Origin of the sequence: Pantoea sp. B9002, from assembly GCF_013385945.1 — a bacterium.
Lineage (GTDB): Bacteria > Pseudomonadota > Gammaproteobacteria > Enterobacterales > Enterobacteriaceae > Pantoea.
In genome coordinates, this window is the sequence record NZ_JACAPA010000021.1 from 14,570 (window position 1) to 33,895 (window position 19,326).

The 19,326-nt window shown below is 56.1% G+C and carries 21 protein-coding genes; 11 read left to right on the forward strand and 10 right to left on the reverse strand.

What is annotated here, in order from left to right; genetic code table 11:
- Positions 1 to 61: 61 nt before the first annotated feature.
- Complete coding sequence (locus HX773_RS12540; RefSeq protein WP_176971845.1) at positions 62 to 1,474, forward strand: PLP-dependent aminotransferase family protein; 1,413 nt, start codon at positions 62 to 64, stop codon at positions 1,472 to 1,474.
- Here the strand turns inward: HX773_RS12540 and HX773_RS12545 are convergent.
- Positions 1,471 to 1,953 carry a YlaC family protein gene (locus HX773_RS12545; protein WP_176971763.1) on the reverse strand — a complete coding sequence of 161 codons (483 nt, stop codon included), beginning with the start codon at positions 1,951 to 1,953 and terminating at the stop codon, positions 1,471 to 1,473. The genes HX773_RS12540 and HX773_RS12545 overlap by 4 nt on opposite strands.
- 174 nt (positions 1,954 to 2,127) lie before the next feature.
- Here HX773_RS12545 and HX773_RS12550 point away from each other — a divergent pair, with 174 nt between their 5' ends.
- Positions 2,128 to 2,463, forward strand: coding sequence for an endonuclease domain-containing protein (locus tag HX773_RS12550; protein ID WP_176971764.1), 336 nt, complete (start codon positions 2,128 to 2,130; stop codon positions 2,461 to 2,463).
- Positions 2,464 to 2,700: 237 nt separating this feature from the next.
- On the opposite strand, the gene HX773_RS12555 is transcribed toward HX773_RS12550, so the two are convergent.
- From HX773_RS12555 to HX773_RS12585, 7 genes are read right to left on the reverse strand one after another with little or no spacing between them, the layout of a single operon-like run.
- Positions 2,701 to 4,803: a flagellar biosynthesis protein FlhA gene (locus HX773_RS12555; protein WP_176971765.1), complete on the reverse strand. Its 2,103-nt coding sequence runs from the start codon at positions 4,801 to 4,803 to the stop codon at positions 2,701 to 2,703.
- Positions 4,790 to 5,926 carry a flagellar biosynthesis protein FlhB gene (flhB, locus tag HX773_RS12560; protein ID WP_176971766.1) on the reverse strand — a complete coding sequence of 379 codons (1,137 nt, stop codon included), beginning with the start codon at positions 5,924 to 5,926 and terminating at the stop codon, positions 4,790 to 4,792. Before flhB ends, HX773_RS12555 begins: the two co-directional genes overlap by 14 nt.
- Positions 5,926 to 6,699 (reverse strand): flagellar biosynthetic protein FliR, encoded by a 774-nt coding sequence (fliR, locus tag HX773_RS12565; RefSeq protein ID WP_176971767.1) that lies wholly within the window; start codon positions 6,697 to 6,699, stop codon positions 5,926 to 5,928. The genes flhB and fliR overlap by 1 nt, the downstream gene beginning before the upstream one ends.
- A gap of 2 nt (positions 6,700 to 6,701) precedes the next feature.
- Entirely contained in the window at positions 6,702 to 6,974 is a 273-nt protein-coding gene (fliQ, locus tag HX773_RS12570) for a flagellar biosynthesis protein FliQ (RefSeq protein ID WP_176971768.1), read from the reverse strand.
- A complete protein-coding gene (fliP, locus tag HX773_RS12575; protein ID WP_176971769.1) occupies positions 6,971 to 7,735 on the reverse strand; it encodes a flagellar type III secretion system pore protein FliP in 765 nt (254 codons plus the stop codon). Before fliP ends, fliQ begins: the two co-directional genes overlap by 4 nt.
- Before the next feature lie 2 nt (positions 7,736 to 7,737).
- Positions 7,738 to 8,106, reverse strand: a complete 369-nt coding sequence (gene fliN, locus HX773_RS12580; protein ID WP_176971770.1) for a flagellar motor switch protein FliN — start codon at positions 8,104 to 8,106, stop codon at positions 7,738 to 7,740.
- A gap of 1 nt (position 8,107) precedes the next feature.
- Entirely contained in the window at positions 8,108 to 8,941 is an 834-nt protein-coding gene (locus HX773_RS12585; RefSeq protein ID WP_255433210.1) for a flagellar motor switch protein FliM, read from the reverse strand.
- 540 nt (positions 8,942 to 9,481) lie between these two features.
- Here HX773_RS12585 and HX773_RS12590 point away from each other — a divergent pair.
- From HX773_RS12590 to HX773_RS12630, 9 genes are all read left to right on the forward strand, one after another.
- Entirely contained in the window at positions 9,482 to 10,477 is a 996-nt protein-coding gene (locus HX773_RS12590) for a sigma-54-dependent Fis family transcriptional regulator (protein WP_255433211.1), read from the forward strand.
- 17 nt (positions 10,478 to 10,494) lie between these two features.
- Positions 10,495 to 10,836, forward strand: coding sequence for a flagellar hook-basal body complex protein FliE (locus HX773_RS12595; protein ID WP_176971773.1), 342 nt, complete (start codon positions 10,495 to 10,497; stop codon positions 10,834 to 10,836).
- Between the two features lie 13 nt (positions 10,837 to 10,849).
- Entirely contained in the window at positions 10,850 to 12,454 is a 1,605-nt protein-coding gene (gene fliF / locus HX773_RS12600) for a flagellar basal-body MS-ring/collar protein FliF (protein WP_176971774.1), read from the forward strand.
- Positions 12,432 to 13,472: a flagellar motor switch protein FliG gene (locus HX773_RS12605; protein WP_176971775.1), complete on the forward strand. Its 1,041-nt coding sequence runs from the start codon at positions 12,432 to 12,434 to the stop codon at positions 13,470 to 13,472. Before fliF ends, HX773_RS12605 begins: the two co-directional genes overlap by 23 nt.
- A 3-nt stretch (positions 13,473 to 13,475) precedes the next feature.
- Positions 13,476 to 14,144: a flagellar assembly protein FliH gene (gene fliH / locus HX773_RS12610; RefSeq protein WP_176971776.1), complete on the forward strand. Its 669-nt coding sequence runs from the start codon at positions 13,476 to 13,478 to the stop codon at positions 14,142 to 14,144.
- 128 nt (positions 14,145 to 14,272) lie between these two features.
- The gene (fliI, locus tag HX773_RS12615) at positions 14,273 to 15,586 is read left to right on the forward strand and encodes a flagellar protein export ATPase FliI (protein WP_176971777.1); all 1,314 of its coding nucleotides are present in this window, start codon (positions 14,273 to 14,275) and stop codon (positions 15,584 to 15,586) included.
- Between the two features lie 8 nt (positions 15,587 to 15,594).
- A complete protein-coding gene (gene fliJ / locus HX773_RS12620; RefSeq protein WP_137386518.1) occupies positions 15,595 to 16,038 on the forward strand; it encodes a flagellar export protein FliJ in 444 nt (147 codons plus the stop codon).
- The gene (locus HX773_RS12625) at positions 16,035 to 17,420 is read left to right on the forward strand and encodes a glycosyltransferase family 2 protein (RefSeq protein WP_218168234.1); all 1,386 of its coding nucleotides are present in this window, start codon (positions 16,035 to 16,037) and stop codon (positions 17,418 to 17,420) included. Before fliJ ends, HX773_RS12625 begins: the two co-directional genes overlap by 4 nt.
- Entirely contained in the window at positions 17,417 to 18,319 is a 903-nt protein-coding gene (locus HX773_RS12630) for a hypothetical protein (protein ID WP_176971778.1), read from the forward strand. Before HX773_RS12625 ends, HX773_RS12630 begins: the two co-directional genes overlap by 4 nt.
- A gap of 242 nt (positions 18,320 to 18,561) precedes the next feature.
- Here the strand turns inward: HX773_RS12630 and flgN are convergent, their stop codons facing one another.
- Positions 18,562 to 18,993, reverse strand: a complete 432-nt coding sequence (gene flgN, locus HX773_RS12635; RefSeq protein ID WP_176971779.1) for a flagellar protein FlgN — start codon at positions 18,991 to 18,993, stop codon at positions 18,562 to 18,564.
- A complete protein-coding gene (gene flgM, locus HX773_RS12640) occupies positions 18,990 to 19,268 on the reverse strand; it encodes a flagellar biosynthesis anti-sigma factor FlgM (protein WP_176971780.1) in 279 nt (92 codons plus the stop codon). Before flgM ends, flgN begins: the two co-directional genes overlap by 4 nt.
- Between the last annotated feature and the right edge of the window lie 58 nt (positions 19,269 to 19,326).

Consider the following 19,326-nt stretch of genomic DNA (forward strand, 5'->3'; position numbering starts at 1 on the left):
CTTGCGGGAGAGGGTTAGGGTGAGGGAAACTAGCCGCCAAATCCTCTACATCGGAGTTCGGGTGGCGAAATATCAGCAGTTGGTGGAGCAGCTTCGCACGCAAATCGAGGCGCGCATCTGGCCGCCGGGCGAAAAACTGCCGTCGCTACGCCAGCAGGCGGAGCAGAGCGGATTAAGCCTGATGACGGTGATGCACGCCTATGAAGTGCTGGAGAGTCAGGGCTGGATCGTCTCAAAGCCGCAATCGGGCTATTACGTGGCGCCGCGCGCCGCCGAAAGTCGTCCGCGCCTGCCCACGCAGGAGATCGGCAAAACCGATCAGGCGGATACCAACAGCTTCGTGTTTGACGTGCTGCAAGCCACGCGCAATCCCGCCATCATGCCGTTTGGCTCGGCCTTTCCCGATCCCGAACTCTTCCCGCAGCGCCAGCTGATGCGCTCGCTGGTGAAAGTCTCACACAACTTAAAGCCCACCGATGCGCTCAACAACCTGCCGCCAGGCAATGAAGCGCTGCGCAAAATTCTGGCGCAGCGCTATGCGCAGCAGGGCATTACGCTGTCGCCGGATGACATCGTCATCACCAACGGCGCGATGGAAGCGCTCAATCTCAGCCTGCAAGCCGTAACCGAACCCGGCGATTGGGTGATCCTCGAAAACCCTTCTTTTTATGGCGCGCTACAGGCGATTGAACGCCTCAAGCTGAATGCGATTGCCATCGCCAGCGATGTGGAACACGGCATGGATTTGCAGGAGCTGGAGCAGGCGCTGCAGCGCTGGCCAGTTAAAGCCTGCTGGCTGATGACCAACCGGCAAAATCCGCTCGGCTTTACCCTGAGCGCCGAGCGCAAGCAGCAGCTGGTGGAGCTGCTGGCGCGCTACAACGTGGCGATGATTGAAGACGATGTGTATGGCGATCTGTATGAAGGCCATGACAAACCGCTGCCGGCCAAAGCCTTTGATCGCGATGGCAACGTGCTGCACTGCGGCAGTTTTTCGAAGAATCTGGTGGCGGGATTTCGTGTCGGTTGGGTGGCTGCCGGACGTCATGCGCAGCGTGTGCAGCGCATTCAATTGATGAGCACGCTGTCGACCAGCGCGCCGATGCAGCTGGCGCTGGCCGATTTCCTCAGCACGCGCAGTTACGATACGCATTTGAAGAAGCTAAGGCAGACGCTGGCAAAGCGTAAACAGCTGGCGCAACAAGCGCTGCGCCGCGTGCTGCCTGCCGATGCCAGCATCAGCGATACGCCGGGCGGCTATTTCCTGTGGGTGGCGCTGCCGGCGCAGATCAACACCACGGAGCTCTATCATTTAGCCTTGCAGCAGGGAATCAGCATCGCCCCCGGCCAGCTATTTTCCAGCAGCGAAGGCTTCAGCCACTGTTTCCGCTTCAACACCGCCTGGCCGTGGGATGCCCGTGCCGAGGCGGCGGTCGAGACGTTGGGAAAACTGATTGGCGAGCTGAACGGTTAAACCTGGGCCGCCTGCTGGTGGCCCCAGGTGAGATAGTAGACGTCGTAGAAATCCACTTCACCTTTCTGCTTCATCAGGCGATCAATGCCGCTGCGCACGCGATCCGGCGTGTGCGGATTATCGAGAATTTTGTCCAGCGCCTGCTGAGAAACCGGCTGCACGTAATACCACTCGCCGTTGTAGCACACGCGCAGATCCAGCGTATCGATATCTTCGAAGCGATATTTCGGGTTGATATCCATCAGCATCAGCACGCTCATCACCACCACAAACACCGTGGCAAACCAGAAGGCTGGCCAGCCGAGCATGTCGGTAGAGAAGATCAGCGCCACGCACAGCGCGTAACACAGATACATGATGGCCCAGAGCCCCGGATGGGTTTTGAGGAAGGAAAAGCTAAAGCGCGGCAAATTATCGCGCTGTCCCTCACGGTTCAGCGTGGCGATTTCGTCGAGCAGGATTTGTTTGATCGCGTCCATTGTTCACCTCTAATTATCACTGCCTGCCAGTAAAGCACATAACAGTGAAGCGAATTAGAGACAGATTTGGTGTGTTTTTTTATAACAGTTGGGATGTATTGCTCAAGATTGCACTGCACACGTTGAGATGGAGTCATACCGGGAACAAGATGCGCTTTTTCAGGATGAATAACCATGCGACATCATGTGCTGCGCGCTAAGGAGTTGAGAAATAACATGACGCCAGCAGAGCGAAAGCTCTGGTCTCTGCTGCGTGCCAGACAATGTGGCGGTATGCGATTTCGCCGCCAGTATCCTTTCGGCCCGTATATTTTGGATTTTGCCTGCCTGGAGAAACGGCTAGTGATTGAACTCGATGGATCGCAACATGGTGAAAACGTCAGATATGACGATGAACGCACGCAACGGTTGAATAGACATGGCTGGCGCGTGCTGAGATTTTGGAATCATGAGGTGATGCTCGAGTCGGGCGCGGTTTTTGCGGTGATTATGGCGGCGTTGATGGGATAGTGCTGGGGGGGCTCGCTGTTAGATTTCGCTCGTGCTCGGTGTCCCCCTCCTCGGTCTGTGCTCGGTGTCCCCCTCCTCGGTCCTCCCCCATAAATGGGGGAGGAAGATGCTGCCATATGTTAGTTCTGAAGCTGCATGTGGCAGCATCTCCTTCCCCCGCAAGCGGGGGAAGGCCGGGATGGGGGACAGCGAGCACAATCTGGGACAGCGAGCACGATCTGGTACAGCCAGCACGATCTAACTTACCTGCCCCACAATCTGCAAATTCGCATCATCCGGTACTTCGTTATACGACAGCACATTCAAGCCATTAGCAAACAGACGGGCGTAGCGCGCAATCAGCGGACGCAATTGCGGCGTCACCAGCAGCACTTGCGTCAGGTTCTGCGCTTTCAGCTGCTCCATCATCACCGGCAGCGTGCTCTGCAGCTGCGTCAGGATATTTGGATCAACCGGGAAGCTATCCAGCGCCACTTTACCGGCTTGCTGCGCCTGATTCAGCGCCGCCAGCAGCAGGTTCTCCAGGCTGTTCTCCAGCGTATAAGCCGACAATGGTTTGTTGTCTGGCGCAATCGCCGCCACCATGGCGCGACGCAGGGCGAAGCGCACATCGGAAGTCAGCAGAATCGGATCTTTGGTAATCGCCGCGCTCTCCAGCAACGTTGTGGCGATAGTAGTAATGTCTTTCAGCGACACCTGATCGTTCAGCAGCAGGCGATACACCTTCAACTGCAAGCTGTAGTTCACCGCCGCATTCACATCTTCCGACAGCTTAGGCGCCACGTTCGCCAGACGCTGATGCAGCTGGGTAATGTCATCGTAGTTAAACAGCTCGGGCAGGTTCTCGCGCACCACTTTATTCACATGCGTAGCCACCACGCTGGCGCAATCCACTACCTGATAACCCAGATTCAGCGCTTTGGCTTTCTGCTCGGGCAGAATCCACGTCACCGCCATGCCGTAAGCCGGATCGGTATCCAATACCCCATCGATTTCACCGTACTGTTCCGGCGTTGGGATCGCCATCAGACGATCGGCATGCACTTCACCGACGGCAGTACGTACGCCGTTGATCTTGATCGCATACTGCGCCGGCTTGAGGTGGAAATCCTCGCGCAGGGCGATTTCCGGCAGCAGCACGCCGCTGGTTTCCGACACCACTTGTCGCACGCCGCGCATACGCAGCGTCAGCGGCGCACCTTTACCTTTATCCACCAGCGTCACCAGCTTATAGCCGAGATTCAGGCCGATCGGCTCAACCATCGGGATATTGTCCCAACCGATGGCGGGCTGATCTTCCGGCTGCGTCAGCGCCTGGTTGATCGCTTCCATATCGTGGTGATCTTGCGTCGGCGCTTTCACGCCACGGCTTTGACGCCAGGCAGCGAACAGCAGCATAGCGGAAAAGATCAGGAACACCAGATGCGGCATGCCCGGCACAATCGCCAGCACAAACATCACGGCGGCGGCGGTATACAGCGTGCCCGGACGTGCCAGCAGCTGTGACTTGATGTCATCGCCCATGTCCGCGCCGTCACTGATGCGCGTCACGATAATCGCCGCTGCGGTCGACAGCAGCAGCGATGGAATCTGCGCCACCAAACCATCACCGATGGTCAGCAGGACATACTGTTCGAACGCTTGTCCCGCCGGTAAACCGTGCTTGAACACGCCGATCAAAATCCCGCCGATCACGCTGATCATCAGGATCATGATCCCGGCGATAGCATCTCCGCGCACGAACTTCGAGGCACCGTCCATCGCGCCGTAGAAGTCAGCTTCGTTGGCGACATCTTTACGGCGCAGACCGGCCTGTTCCTGATTGATCAAACCGGCATTCAGATCGGCATCGATCGCCATCTGTTTGCCCGGCAACGCATCGAGGGTAAAGCGCGCCGATACTTCGGAGATACGCTCAGCACCTTTGGTCACCACCACAAAGTTGATGATCATCAGGATGATGAACACCACAAAGCCGACGACGAAGTTACCGCCAATCACCACGTTACCGAAGGCTTCAATCACCTTACCGGCGGCGCCGACGCCTTCGTGACCGTCGAGCAGCACCACGCGCGTTGAAGCCACGTTGAGCGTCAGACGCATCAGCGTGGTGATCAGCAAAATGGTTGGGAAGATGGAGAAATCCAGCGGGCGTTTACTGTTCACGCTCGCCAGCAGCACCATGATCGCCAGCACGATGTTAAAGGTGAATAACACGTCCAGCACAATCGGCGGCAGCGGCAAAATCACCATCGCCAGCACGCTGAGCAGCAGCACTGGCACGCCGATGTGGGCCTGGCGCAGCAGTTGTGTGAACTGGCGCGTTTTAAGTTGGCTCATGAGCTTTCATTACCTCATCTAAGTTCGGCAGTTGGGTATCCAGCCGAGGTTTTTCACCCTGACCGGTGCGCCAGGTTTGCAGTTGCATCACGTAAGTCAGCACCTGTGCAATCGGACGGAACAGGGCTGCAGGAATTTGTTGGTTGATACGCGTGCTGTGATAAACAGCACGCGCCAGTGGCGGAAACTCCACCACATCAATTTTGTGTTTACCGGCCACGCTACGAATATAGAGCGCGACGTCATCAACACCTTTAGCTACCACGTACGGTGCGGCGGCTTTTTTCGGATCGTATTTCAGCGCCACCGCGAAGTGCGTTGGGTTGGTGATCACCACATCCGCCAGCGGTACTTGCTTGTTAATCTGGCCCATCGCCATCTGACGTTGCAGGTTACGAATACGGCCTTTTACCTGCGGATTTCCTTCGTTGTTCTTGTGCTCATCGCGCACCTCTTTCTTCGACATCTTCATTTTTTTCGTGAAGAAGAATTTGGTCAGCGGTAAGTCGATCACCGCGAACAGCACGATGGTGATGATAAACAGCCGCATCATCGACTCGAACAGTTGCAGCCCCTGATGGATGGAGTCGCGTAAAAACAAGCCTTGCAGACCCATCATCTCGGTCAGGTTGCCTTTGATGGTGCTCCACAACAGCGCGAGGATCAGCAAACACTTGGCGATCATCTTCAGTACATCAACGTAGTGCTGCATCGAGAACATGCGCTTCACGCCGCTGATCGGGCTGAGTTTTTTAAGATCCGGCTTAATACGTGTCAGTACAAAGATCCAGCCGCCCGGCACCAGCGTTGAAATGGCGGCGGCGAACGGGATTGGGATCAGCGTGGCGATAAATTTCATGATGATCAGCACCTGCGTCAGCATGAACTGGTGCAGCGCGCCGTCATCCTGGATGCGATCGGCCATCTGGCTTACCGCCTGAAACGACGCCTGGATTAACTCCCGGTAATAGGGAAAAAACAGACCCATCATCACCAGCGCCATCACCAGACTGACCGCCAGGTTCACCTCTTTAGAGCGGGGAATGTCGCCTTTCTCACGCGCTTTGCGCAGTTTCCCCGGACTGGGTTTTTCGCTCTTATCGCCTGTTCCTGCATCGGCCATCAGTAGCTCCTCATTTTTTCCAGCATGCCGAGCACCTGATTAGTGAGCTCAAGGTAGTGGCTGCCGACATTGCCAATCAGCAAGGTGAAGCAGAACAGGCCGAACAGCATGCTGATCGGGAAGCCCAGCGCGAACAGGTTCAGCGTCGGTGAAATGCGGTTCAGCAGGCCAAATACGCCTTGCACCAGCATCATGATGATCACCGTAGGCATCGCCAGCAGCAGCGCGCCGCTGAAGATCCAGCCAACGCCGCCCGACAGCGTGCGCAGGGAAATCTCATTAATCGCCTGGCCAATCGGCCAGTAGGTAAAGCCGGTAAAGAGAATCGACATCAGCAGCAAATGCCCATCCATGCTGAAGAACAGCAGCGCAGCCCACACCTGAATAATCTGTGAAATCACCATGGTGGAACTGCCGCTGGCCGGATCGTTCATCACCGCCATGCCGAGGCCCATGTTCATCGACAAAATATTGCCTGCCGTCTGCAGCGCCCAGAAGGTCCACCACAGCATCTGGCCAAACAGGAAGCCCCAGAGAATTTGTTCGCCGGTCAGAATCAAACTCTGCACCGACATCAGGTCACGCAGCACCACGTTATGCGCCAGCATCGGCGTCATAATAATGCTCAGCAGCAGCGCCAGACCGAGTTTGGCCTTGCGTGAAAAAGCCCGGTTATCCAGCAGCGGGCAAAAGTGCATAAAGGCATAGATGCGCACGAAAGGCAGCCACAGCGCGAAGATCGGTTGGATCAGGTCGTTGATGGCGATATCCATCGTTAGCCTACTAGCTGCGCGGCTTGCTGAAAGATCAGCTGGGTGAAATCGATCAGCTGCGTCAGCATCCATTTACCGGCAAACACCAGCACCAGCAGCGTCATAATCAGACGCGGCAGAAAGCTCAGCGTCTGTTCGTTGATCTGGGTGGTGGCCTGGAAAATACTCACCAGCAGGCCGGTAATCAGGCTCGGTACGATGGCCACGGCGGAGATCATCAGCACCAGCTTCAGACCTTGCGCCAGAATGTCGCCAGCGACGTCGATATTCATCATAATCCCAGCCCCTGTACGCTCTGCGTCAGCGTGCCGACAACCAGCGACCAACCGTCACACAGCACAAACAGAATCAGTTTGAACGGCAGCGAAACAATCAGCGGTGACAGCATCATCATCCCCATCGCCATCAAAATACTGGAGACGATCAGGTCGATCACCAGGAACGGGATGTAGATCATGAAGCCAATTTTAAAGGCGGTTTTCAGCTCGCTCAGCACAAAGGCCGGCGCGATGATGGTGAGATCCTGCGCTTCCGGCTCGCCGGTCGCGTTCGCAATAGTCATGATCTGCGCCAGCGAGGTGCTGTGGGTTTGCGACAGCATGAACTTTTTCAGCGGCACCTGACCGGTGCTCAGCGCCTGTTGCAGGCTGATCTCATTGTTCTGATAAGGAACAACCGCGTTGTCATAAACGTTGGTCCACACCGGACGCATCACCAGCAGCGTCAGCACCAGCGCGATGCCGGTCAGGACTTTGTTCGGCGGGCTCTGCTGCAGGCCAATCGCCTGACGCAGCAGCGCCAGCACAATAATAAAGCGGGTAAAACAGGTCATCATCAGCATCATGATCGGCAGCAAGCCGAGCAGCGTCATCAGAATCAGAATTTCAACTTTTACGCTGTACTCCTGGCCGCCATTGGCGGAGGGCACAGCAGAGAACAACGGCAGTCCGTTCTGTTCTGCCAGTGCCAGTGAAGGCACCAGCAGCAGGCCAGCCAGCGCCAGCCCTCCTTTAATCCAGCCGGAATTGCGCATCATTATTAGCCCGCCAGTTCGCTAAGATCGCTGTTGTTGAACTCAATCAGGCGCAGGCCATATTTATCGTTCAGCACCACCACTTCGGCTTTACCAAACAGAATGCCGTTCACTTTCACGTCCAGCGGTTCACCGGCCAGTTTATCCAGTTCGATGACCGAATCGTTGCCCACACCAATCAGGTCGGCGAGAGAGATCTCAACCGACGCCACTTCCAGCGTCAGCGTCACCGGAATGCGGCTGAACAGCGCCAGATTGCGCGGCGCGTCACGCGTTACTGCTGCTGCGGGCTCGGCCACTTCGGTGGTTTCAGGCTGGTTTTCCAGGTTAAAATCGAGGTCCAGCGCAGTGGCTAAATCGTTTAAATCGCTCATGTTATTCACTCGTACGGTCACTGAATTCGGAGAAAAAGAGTTTGCCGCGCTCTTCGCAGATTACGGCGCTAAACAGCGGTTGATCGCCCACCAGCAGTGGAATGCGGTCATTCATGGCAAAAGGCAGTACATCGTCAGGCTTCAGACGCGCCAGGTCCGCTACCGTCATTGGCAGCGTGGCCAAGCGCCCACGCAGGCGCACCGGCAGCTGCTTAAAGCTGTGCGGACTGGTTGGCACCGGCGTGTTGCGATTCGCCTCCGCAGGTTGGCGCAGCGTGCTGAGTAAACGGTCAACGTGCGCGGCATCCAGCAGCAGCGAGAAATTGCCGTTGCTGTAACCGTCGAGGAAAAAATCCACGCGGTAAGACCATTGCGTTAATAACGATGCCGGGTCCGGTTTAATGGTCAGCGCTTCGGTAAATAACTCGTCACCGCAAATTAAATGCACCAGCTCGCTGGCCAGTTTCATTTGCAGACGCTCTTCCGTTTTAGTGACCGGAAAATTATCGGCGGTTAACTCATGCTGGTCATCGCGAGATAAACCGTAATAGTCGTGCAATATATTCAGCAATAAGGTGCGGTCGAGGCGAAACGCCAGGTTGCCCAATTCACTGCTGAAAATGGTGGCTTGTTTAACCGCACAATCCATCTGAAATTGCATATCGCGCAAACTGACATCGACACGAAACTTCTTCAGAAAATAGATACCCAGCTTGGCGTCTAAGCGATCGCTATTATCTTTAAATACTTTCGGCACCTTGTGATAAGGGCGACCGAGTTTATTGACTTCCAGTTTCATCAGCTCAGGCTGATTTTCTGGGGTATAAATTCTCATCCGATTGGATTTCGTGCGCATCTTCATGCTTCCGTCTGTCAGGGCGAACCTGTCTTTAATAGAATGAATGCGATCCCGCTGGCGATTCTCCTTATCAGTCACGTCTTAAATCTCAAGAATTTGCTGATATAGGAATCTTCTAATCTTTTTAAGCGAGATGTTTTCTCTGGTGCAAATTAAAACGTTTCTGTCTGATTAAAACAAGATGCGAAAACTTATTAATCCATTAATTGAAAACGGCAATTAAGATTAATTAAATTTGTTAAGTTACTAATAAATATAGATTAATGTTTTAATATTGCGAAGATGCTAGCTAGGAATAGTCCGATACGTATACTCAGCGCACAACACAGGCGGAACCAGCAATTCGACATCTTTACCTGGCTTGAGATAAGCCGATTCTTAATAACGAATAGTCTGGCTTTCACCTTCGGAAAACGTATGAAATGTCATACGTAATAAAGGCAACTCTTCTCCTTATATAGATGAGCCTCTTACTCGGTGTTCAGGAAATTTTTCATTATGAATATGGCTGACTCAATGCAAAAGAATAATGATGATCGTTTTATCGCTCAGGCTTCATCGAGTGTGAATCTGTTTGCACTGGCGCAACGTGTAGCAAAATTCAATGTGCCGGTATTAATTACCGGTGAAACTGGCACCGGTAAAGAGTGTGTGGCGAAGTATATCCATCAACACGCATTTCCCGCTTCGGCACCTTATGTCGGTGTTAACTGTGCGGCGATTCCAGAAAATATGTTGGAAGCGATTTTATTCGGTTATGAAAAAGGCGCGTTTACCGGCGCGGTCAGTAGCCAGCCAGGTAAATTTGAATTAGCCAACGGTGGCACATTATTACTGGATGAAATCGGTGATATGCCATTAGCGCTGCAGGTTAAATTACTGCGTGTATTACAGGAGCAGGAAGTTGAGCGCCTCGGCAGCCATAAAAAGATTCCGCTCGATATCCGTTTAATTGCTTCTACTAATAAAGATTTGGAAGTGGAGATCGCCGAAGGGCGTTTTCGTCAGGACCTGTTCTATCGTCTGTCGGTGGTGCCAATGCACATCACGCCGCTGCGTGAACGTACCGCAGACATCCTGCCTTTGGCGGAACGCTTTATCGAAAAATATAAGGCTTTCGTTAAACACCAACCGCGCATCACCGAATGTGGCCGCCAGGCGCTGGAAAATTACAGCTGGCCGGGCAACGTGCGTGAGCTGGAAAACATCATGCAGCGCGGCCTGATTATGTGCGCCGATGGCGATCTGCACGCGGGCTGCTTCAACCTGAAAGTCAGCACCACCTTGTTGCCAGAAGTGATGGTGCAGCAGCTGGGCGACGCCGCCAACGCCGACGAATGCCAGATTAAGAGTCATGGTCGTCGCGCCGAATCGCAGTACATCCTTGATTTGCTGAAACGCCATCAGGGCAACAAATCCAAAACCGCCGAGTTTCTTGGCATTACTCCACGCGCGCTGCGCTATCGACTGGCCTCCATGCGCGAGCAGGGCTTTGACCTCGGCTGCGCCTGATAAAAGAGAACTACGCAATGTTAGACAAACTTCCCGCTATCGGCGTGCAGGGCAACATGATGGCCGAGATGCAACGTATGCAGCTGCAGGCACAAACCAGCCCAATCGCGCCAGCCGGTCAAATGGCTTCGCTTAGCACCCCGAGTTTCACCGATGTGCTGAAGGGTGCCGTCGGCAGCGTTGACCGCCAGCAGCATGTCGCTTCGCAGAAGCAAACGGCCATCGATATGGGCCTGAGCGATGATTTGAGTGGCGCGATGATCGAAAGTCAGAAAGCCAGTGTGGCGTTCTCGGCGCTGATGCAGGTGCGTAACAAGCTGCAACAGGGCTTCGATGAAGTCATCAATAGCCCAATGTAAATGGAGTTGAGACGTGCTGGATAAATTACAAGCGCTGTTGCCTGCGAACCTGCAGGCGATAGTGAAAAAATGGCTGCTCCCGGCGGCGATTGCAGCGGTAATCACCGCGGTGATCGTGGCGCTGCTGTGGCAGAGCAATAACAAGTGGACCACGTTGTTCGGCACGCAGGAGAACCTGCCGATGTCCGAAGTGGTGGCCACGCTGAGCGGTGAAGGACTGAATTATCGCGTCGCGCCCGACAGCGGCATGGTGCTGGTGCGCGAAGGTGATTTGCCCAAGGCGCGTATGGCGCTAGCCGCGAAAGGCATCCGCGCAGCCACGCCTGACGGCTACGAGCTGATGGATAAAGAAGAGATGCTCGGCAGCAGCCAGTTCGTGCAGAACGTGCGTCTGCGCCGCAGCATGGAAGGCGAACTGGCGCAGAGCATCATGGCGCTGGACAGCGTTGAGTTTGCCCGCGTGCATCTCGGCATTTCGGAAACCAGCTCGTTTGTCCTTTCCAATAAACCGAACAGCACCGCTTCCGTGGTTCTGCGCCTGAAATATGGTCGTCAACTCAGCGACGAACAGGTTGGCGCGGTGGTGAGCCTGGTGGCGAACAGCGTACCGGGCATGAAGGCCGAACTGGTAAGCGTGGTCGATCAAAAAGGCGCGCTGCTGTCGGCGAATATCGCTGACCAGCTGAATGGCCGCACCGGCCTGCGTAACAGCGGCGAGATGGTGCAGCAGATGCGTGAACAGGTGGAACGTAACATCGCCAATCTGCTGGTGCCGGTGCTGGGACATGAAAACTTCCGCGTAAGCGTGGTGCCGCGCGTTGACTTCAGCCAGGTCGAAGAGACGCAGGAACGCTTCCTTAACGAACCGCGTGTGGCGAGTGAGCAGCTGGCGCAGGACAACACCACCGAGCAGCTGGCGGTCGGTATTCCGGGTTCGCTCAGCAACCGTCCGGCCAATGCGCCCGCGCAGAACAACGCGCAGCCGCAGTTGTCCTCGCGTAATCAGGCACAGCGCCAGTTCAACTGGGATCGCGATGTCCGCCATATCAAACATCAGGGTTATCAGGTGCAGAAACTGACCGTGGCCGTGGTGCTGAATCAAAACGCGGCGGTGGTGCAGGGCTGGACGGCGGATAACCAAACGCAAATTAACGCCTTGTTGACCAAAGCTGCCGGTATCGATAGCGAGCGCGGGGATGAATTATCGCTGGCATTGCTGGCCTTTAATCAGCCGGAAGTGCAACCCGAAGATGCGCTGCCATGGTGGGAACGCGATAGCACGCTGCTGTGGGCGGAGCGCGGCGGCATTGGTCTGCTGGCACTGCTGGTGATTCTGTTTGGTCTGCTGCCGATGATGCGTCGTGTAGCGCGCCAGCCGGCCGTCAACGAGGTGTCTGAAGCCAGCACTGCGCTGCCAGCCACCGTGGCCGAAGCGGAAGACGATACACCGGTACTGCCTGGCAACAGCTTTAACGGCGATGACAACTTACCGCCGCAGAGCTCTGGCCTCGAAACCAAAATCAATCATCTCCAAAACCTGGCGCAGAGCGAAACCGATCGCGTCGCCGAAGTGTTGAAACAATGGATCAGCAGCAATGAGCGAAGCAACAGAAAGTAAAAATAGCAAAAGCAGCGACCAGACCACCAAGGTGCGTTCGCGTCTGGAGCAGGCCGCCATCGTGCTGCTGAGCATCGGCGAAGAAGCCGCAGCGCAGGTGATGAGCAAGATGAGCCGTGAAGAAGTGCTGCGCCTGTCGGAAACCATGGCGCGCCTGCATGGCGTCAAGCTGACGCATGCTCGTCTGGCGATGAACAACTTTTTCCAGGAATACCGCGAACAAAGCGGCATTAACGGCGCATCGCGCAGCTATCTGCGCAACATCCTTGAACGCGCGCTGGGCGGTGAAATCGCCCGCAGCGTAATCAACGGCATCTACGGCGATGAGATTCGTCACCGTATGGCGCGGTTGCAGTGGGTCGATACGCCGCAGCTGGCGGCGATGATCGCCCAGGAACATCTGCAGTTGCAGGCGGTCTTTCTCGCCTTCCTGCCGCCGGATGTCGCCGCTGGCGTGCTGGCGCAGCTCGACGAATCGCGTCAGGACGAAATCCTCTATCGCGTGGCGCGTCTTGATGACATCAACCGCGACGTGGTGGATGAGCTCGATCGCCTGATCGATCGCGGCGTGGCGGTGTTATCGGAACACGGTTCGAAAGTGCAGGGCATGCGTCAGGCCGCCAACATCGTTAACCGTATCAGCGGCAATCAGCAGGCGCTGCTGGCGCAGCTGGAAATGCGTGATGAAGCGGTGGTGGATGAGCTGAAAAGCGAAATGTACGAGTTCTTTATCCTCAGCCGTCAGAACAGTGCGGTACTTCAGCGTCTGCTAGAAGAGGTGCCGATGGATCAATGGGCGGTGGCGCTGAAAGGCACCGAGCCGATGTTGAGCCAGGCGATTTACGATGCCATGCCGCGCCGTCAGGTGCAGCTGCTGCAGAACACCACTTCGCGCCTCGGTCCTGTGCCGATCAGCCGTATTGAGCAGGTGCGCAAAGAGATCATGACGCGCGTGCGTGAACTGGCGGAAAGCGGCGAGATCCAGATTCAGCTGTTTAGCGAACAAACGGTGGAGTAAGCGATGACCAGCAAACAGATGCGTTTGCATCAGTTTCCCCCGCTGCGCAAAGCCTGGCAGCGCGGTGACGAATCCGGCGTGCCCGCTGATGCGGCGACGCTGCAACAGCAGCTGATGGATGGCTTTCAGCAGGGCATCAGCGATGGTTTTGCTCAGGGTTTAGAGCAGGGCAGCAGCCAGGGTTATGAGGAAGGCGTTGAGCGCGGGCGTGCTGAAGGTAAGCAGCAGGGTTTTGACGCCGGCAAGCAGCAGGCGCTGGAGCACTTTTTAAGCGCCGGCGAGCCGCTGGATGCGTTGAGCAGACAGTTGCAGCAGCAGCTGGATGAACACGAAGAGCGCCGCAAAAGCGAATTGTTAGCGCTGGTCGAGAAAGTGACGCGCCAGGTGATCCGCGTTGAGCTGGCATTGCAGCCTTCGCAGCTGCTGGCGCTGGTGGATGAAGCGCTGACCAGCTTGCCGGAGCGGCCAAAACAGCTGCGGGTGTTGATGAATGCGGAAGAGTTCAGCCGCATCAAAGAGCTGGAGCCGAAGAAGGTGAAAAGCTGGGGCTTAGTTGCTGATAGCGAAATGGAGCCCGGCGAGTGCCGCATTGTTACCGATGCCAGTGAGATGGATATCGGCTGCAATCAGCGTTTGAGCCAGTGCATGAGTGTGCTGCAGGAGAATTTGTAAGTGCGCTGCGGCTGGATGCCCTCACCCTAACCCTCTCCCACAGGGAGAGGGGACAATATGCTCCCTCTCCCGCTTGCGGGAGAGGGCTGGGGTGAGGGACAGGCCGCACCAAACCAACAGGAACCATCATGACGCAATCCTTCAACAACCTACTGCAATCGCTGGAAAACATTCCGCTGGCGCGCGTCGCCGGACGGCTGGTGCGCGTTAACGGCATCCTGCTGGAAAGCGTCGGCTGCCGCTTAGCCGTCGGCCAGCGCTGCAACGTAGAGCAGGCTGATGGCTCGCTGCTGGCCGCGCAGGTGGTGGGATTCGATCGTGATGTCACCTGGCTGATGCCGTTCAAAAGCCCGGAAGGGCTGATGGCTGGCGCCCGGGTTTTTCCCCAGGAAAAACAGAGCGACATCCTGATTGGCGAAAGCTGGCTTGGGCGCGTGGTTAACGGCCTGGGCGAAGCGATCGACGGCAAAGGCAAGCTCGGTGGCGATGATGTGCTGCCTTCGCAGCCAACACAAATCCATCCGCTGACGCGTAAAGCCGTGGCGGAACCGCTGGATGTGGGCGTCAACGCCATCAACGGGCTGCTGACCATCGGTAAAGGCCAGCGCGTCGGCTTAATGGCCGGTTCGGGTGTGGGCAAAAGCGTGCTGCTTGGCATGATCACCCGCAGCACCAATGCGCAGGTGGTGATCGTCGGTCTGATTGGCGAACGTGGCCGCGAAGTAAAAGAGTTTATCGATCACTCGCTCGGCCCGGCGGGCATGGCGAAATCGGTGGTAGTGGCTGCGCCGGCAGACGAATCGCCGCTGATGCGCATGAAAGCTACCGAACTGTGCCACACGCTGGCGGCGTGGTATCGCGATGCCGGTTATGACGTGCTGCTGCTGGTGGATTCACTGACGCGTTACGCCATGGCGCAGCGTGAAATTGCGCTGTCACTCGGCGAACCGCCGGCCACCAAAGGCTATCCGCCTTCGGCGTTTGGCATCATTCCCAAGCTGGTGGAGAGCGCAGGTAACAGCGCCTCGACCGGCAGCATGACCGCGATTTACACCGTGCTGGCAGAAGGTGATGACCAGCAGGATCCGATCGTTGACTGCGCGCGTGCGGTGCTGGATGGCCACATTGTGTTAACGCGTGCGCTGGCCGAATCGGGCCACTATCCGGCGATCGATATCGGGCAAAGCATCAGCCGCTGCATGAGCCAAATCACCGACAAAGATCACCAGCTGGCAGCGCGTACGCTCAAGCAGCTGTACGCCGATTACATGGCGATCAAACCGCTGCTGCCGCTGGGCGGCTATGTTGCAGGCGTTGATGCGCAGGCCGATCGCGCGGTGCGTTTGCAGCCAGCAATTACCAGTTTCCTGTGTCAGACGGTGGATCAACCTGCCGCGCTGGCGCAATCCATTAATGACCTGCTGGCCCTGAGCCAGGCATAAGGCAAGGCATGATCAGAAAACAAAAAATGATCGCCACCCTGACGCAGCTGCGCGAAATGCGCGAGCGCAAAGTGAACGATCTCAGCAGCCAGCTGGCGCAGCAAAAGCAACTGGTGCAGCGCTATCAGAATAATATTTCGGCGCTCAATCGTTTGGGCGGCGGCACCGGCACAGAAGGGGCAAATGCCACGCAGCTCAGCAATCTGGCGCGTTATAAAACCAATATTCAGCGCGTGATTGATTGGCAGACGCAGGCGTCGGCACTGGCGGAAAAACAGCAGGACGAACTGCAAACCGAGCTGATCAGCCATGCGTGTCAGGAGAAAACCGTGTCGCTGGTGCTGGAGCAACAGCAGCAGGCGCTGGCACAGGCGCGTCAACAACAGCAGCAGAAACTCACTGATGCGCAGGCCATGCAGTGCTGGCTGCGCAATCGAGGAAAATTCGCATGAGCAACCCGCTGTTTAACCAATTGATGAGCAAGCGTCAGCCGCTGAAAAGGGGCGAACTGCCGTTTATCAGCGTGGTGACGCCAACGTGGAACCGCCGCGAGTTTCTGCCTTATCTGCTCTACATGTTCCAGTATCAGGATTATCCGGCCGATCGCCGTGAACTGGTGATCCTCGACGATTCACCTGAGAGCAATGCCGATCTTATCGCCTCGCTGACGCGCTACTCGCCGCATCCGGAGCTGATCCGCTATTACCATCTCAGCGAGCGCATGACGATTGGCGCCAAGCGCAACCGGGTAAATGAACTGGCGCGTGGCGAGTACATCGTTTGTATGGACGATGATGATTTTTATCGCGCCGATAAGCTCAGTTACACCATCAACGAAATGCGCCGTAACAATGCGTCCTTTGCCGCGTGTAACGTGATTCCAATTTGGTACAGCCACGTTAATCGCATCTTTATGAGCAGCGATAACGGGGCGCGTAACGTGTTAAATGGCACCTTTGCTTATCATCGTAACTTCCTGAAAAAGCACCGTTACGACGATAGTGCCACCTTAGGCGAAGAGCTGGGGTTCACTAATCACTTCACCGCGCCGGTGCTGCTGCTCGATCCGTGGCGCTCGATTCTCTGCGTGTCGCACAGCAGCAATACCTTCGACAAAGATTTTGTCCTCGGCAGTTGTGAAGCCCAGCGCGTCACGCTGGATGAAGCGGTACCTGACTCGTTTTTGCGCAAGTTTTATCAGCGCCTGCATCAGGCCCCGTTATCACAACAGCCGAACTGGGCCTTTTTCCATCGCGTGGTGCTGGTGGGCGATGACGCCAACCTGCTAACCGCGTTTAGCCAAAGACTGCTGGATGCCGGTTTGTCGCTGGCGCAGTTGGAGCAGATGGCGCCCGTGGAGAACGATTCGCGCCTGACGCATTTGGCCGTGACGCAACGTGCCCAGCGCGAGCAGTGGCCAAACTATTTGCTGCTCGACAGCCGCCTTGATTGGGTGCGTCAGCAGCGTTGCATCGATGCACTCAATCGCCTGCTGCGCGCGCTTGACCACATTGCGTGGGACGGTTTTCATCTGGCCGCCGAAATTGAGGCGGGCCATTTACTCAGCCAGCTGGAAGGCGTGATTAGCGCCACCGTGCAATCGCTGCCGCATCTGGCCTGCTGTGTGAATCAGCAGGCGTATGCACCCTTAATCGAACGTTTACAGGATCAGCTGACAGCAGCTGGTTATCTCAATACTGCGGACCTGCGCTGGTTTGCCCTCTATCCCAGCATGTTCTTCCGCAGTGAAGATGACGATGGGCAGGCATGTACCGCGCGCTTTTTCCGTAAATTAGGTGTCGTGCCGCATGTCGGTGCACAGGAGCAACCATGAATACCGCAAACAGTTATACCCCGGAATATGTGACTCGCCTGCAGGCGCAACCCTGGCAGTGCCGCTGCGCCGGCTGCAACGGCGACAAGCCACTGCAGCAACTTCGCTGGCGTGAAGAGCAGCGTGCCAGCGCCGATCTGCGTTGTGATGCTGCCGCATCGGCGATTTTATTTGATGTCGATGCCTTCGCCTTACAGCATACGCTGGCCGCGGCGCTGGATGCGCCAGCACTCTGCTCGCGCTTGCAGATGCTTAATCAGCAAGCCATTTTCCTGCTGGGCAACGAAGAAGCGCCGCTGGCAGAGAAGCTCTACGCGGCGGGCGTGCTGCTAAGCAAATGCCAGCAACTGCAGGAAGTGGATGAGATTCAGCAGGTGGGTGAGGAGCTGCTGGCGTTGATGAACAGCGGACTGCTGGCGGAAGCCTTTGCTACGTTGCCGCAGATTGATGCTTATCCGTTAGCTGCACTGCGTCAGCTGGCGCAGGTTGAGCTGGATGCTAACCTCGATCCGCTCACCGGCATGACGCTGGTGATGAAACTGAATGAGTTAGCCATGCTGAGTGATGCACAGCTGTTACCGCTGCTGGCGGAACTGCGTGAAGATGCGCAGGTGCAAAGCGTGATGCAGCAGATGGCCGATGTATGGCGTAACTATTTGCTGTGGCACGCCTATCACGGCGTGTTCCCCGGCACATCTGATGCGCAGTGGGAAACGGCGTTTCTGCAGTTGTGCCAGCGTGTGTTTGGTATGCAGGTGATCATCGCGCTGTTGCTGACGGAACAGTGTGAGCTGGATGATGCCACGCTGGCCGCGCTGTTTGCCGCCTGGGAACGTCAATCGCTGTCGGTGTTGAGCGAAGATAATGCGCTGTTGATTGGGCTGTCACTGCTGAAGTAAATGAAGCGACCGACATGGCTGGCTTAATGCTTGTCAGTTAAGCGCTGAAAAAACAAATCACTGAGCGCGCACATTGTAGCGGCGCAATTCATTGCGCGATAAATCGCGCCGCTACGAAATGTGCGTCGGTTTGACGCGGTGCTTAACCGATTGGCATTACTGCCATTGATGGCCGCTTTATTTGCTCCAGAAAACAAAAAAGTCGCCAATCTGGCGACTTTTTTTATGCAATAAGCGGGCGGTTATCGTTGATACAGGAAGTTTTGCTCGCCTTGTCCGGTCAATGAACCCAGCGTCTCCTGCTGCATGGATAACAACAAACCGTTGCGCTCGTTCATCTGCTGACAAGATAACGCGCTGAGTTCCAGCGTGCGCCACCAGCTTTCCGCTTGCTGTGCCAGCGCGGCAGGCAGGTACGGCATAAGCTGGCTGATGCCACGGCTATCGGAAGCCAGCTTCAACGCCTGCAAAGTTTCGCTGCGGCGCTGCGCCGAACCGTGCAACTGCTGATAAATAGCCAGCAACTGCTCATTTACCGACTGCAGGTTAATCGCATCACAGGCGATCATCGCTTCACGCTGCTGCTGCAAAAGTGCCGTCAGCGCATCGTAGTGCTGCGTATCCTGTTTGATATCACGCAGCAGCGTTTTTACGCGTTCCGCGGTGCTGTTCATGAGCGATAAAAGTCCATCATGGCCTGCGCCAGCGTATCGGTATCCACCTGTAAACGACCAGATTTCAACGCGTCCTGCATGGCGCTGACAAAGGTCGCGTCCACTTCTGGCATTTCACGCAGCTGCTGCTGCGCAGCCTGCATTGGACCTTGCTCGGTCTTGTCGCTGCGCACTGCTGCGGGTTGATTTTTGGTAGCAACAGAGGCGTCGTTCAGCGATGTAGTAACAGATTTAGCAACTGGCGCAATGCCAGTCTCATTACGGGTGATTTTCATGGTCATATGTCTCGGGTCGATTACGGCATACCTGAGCACAACGACACTGCCCAGCGGA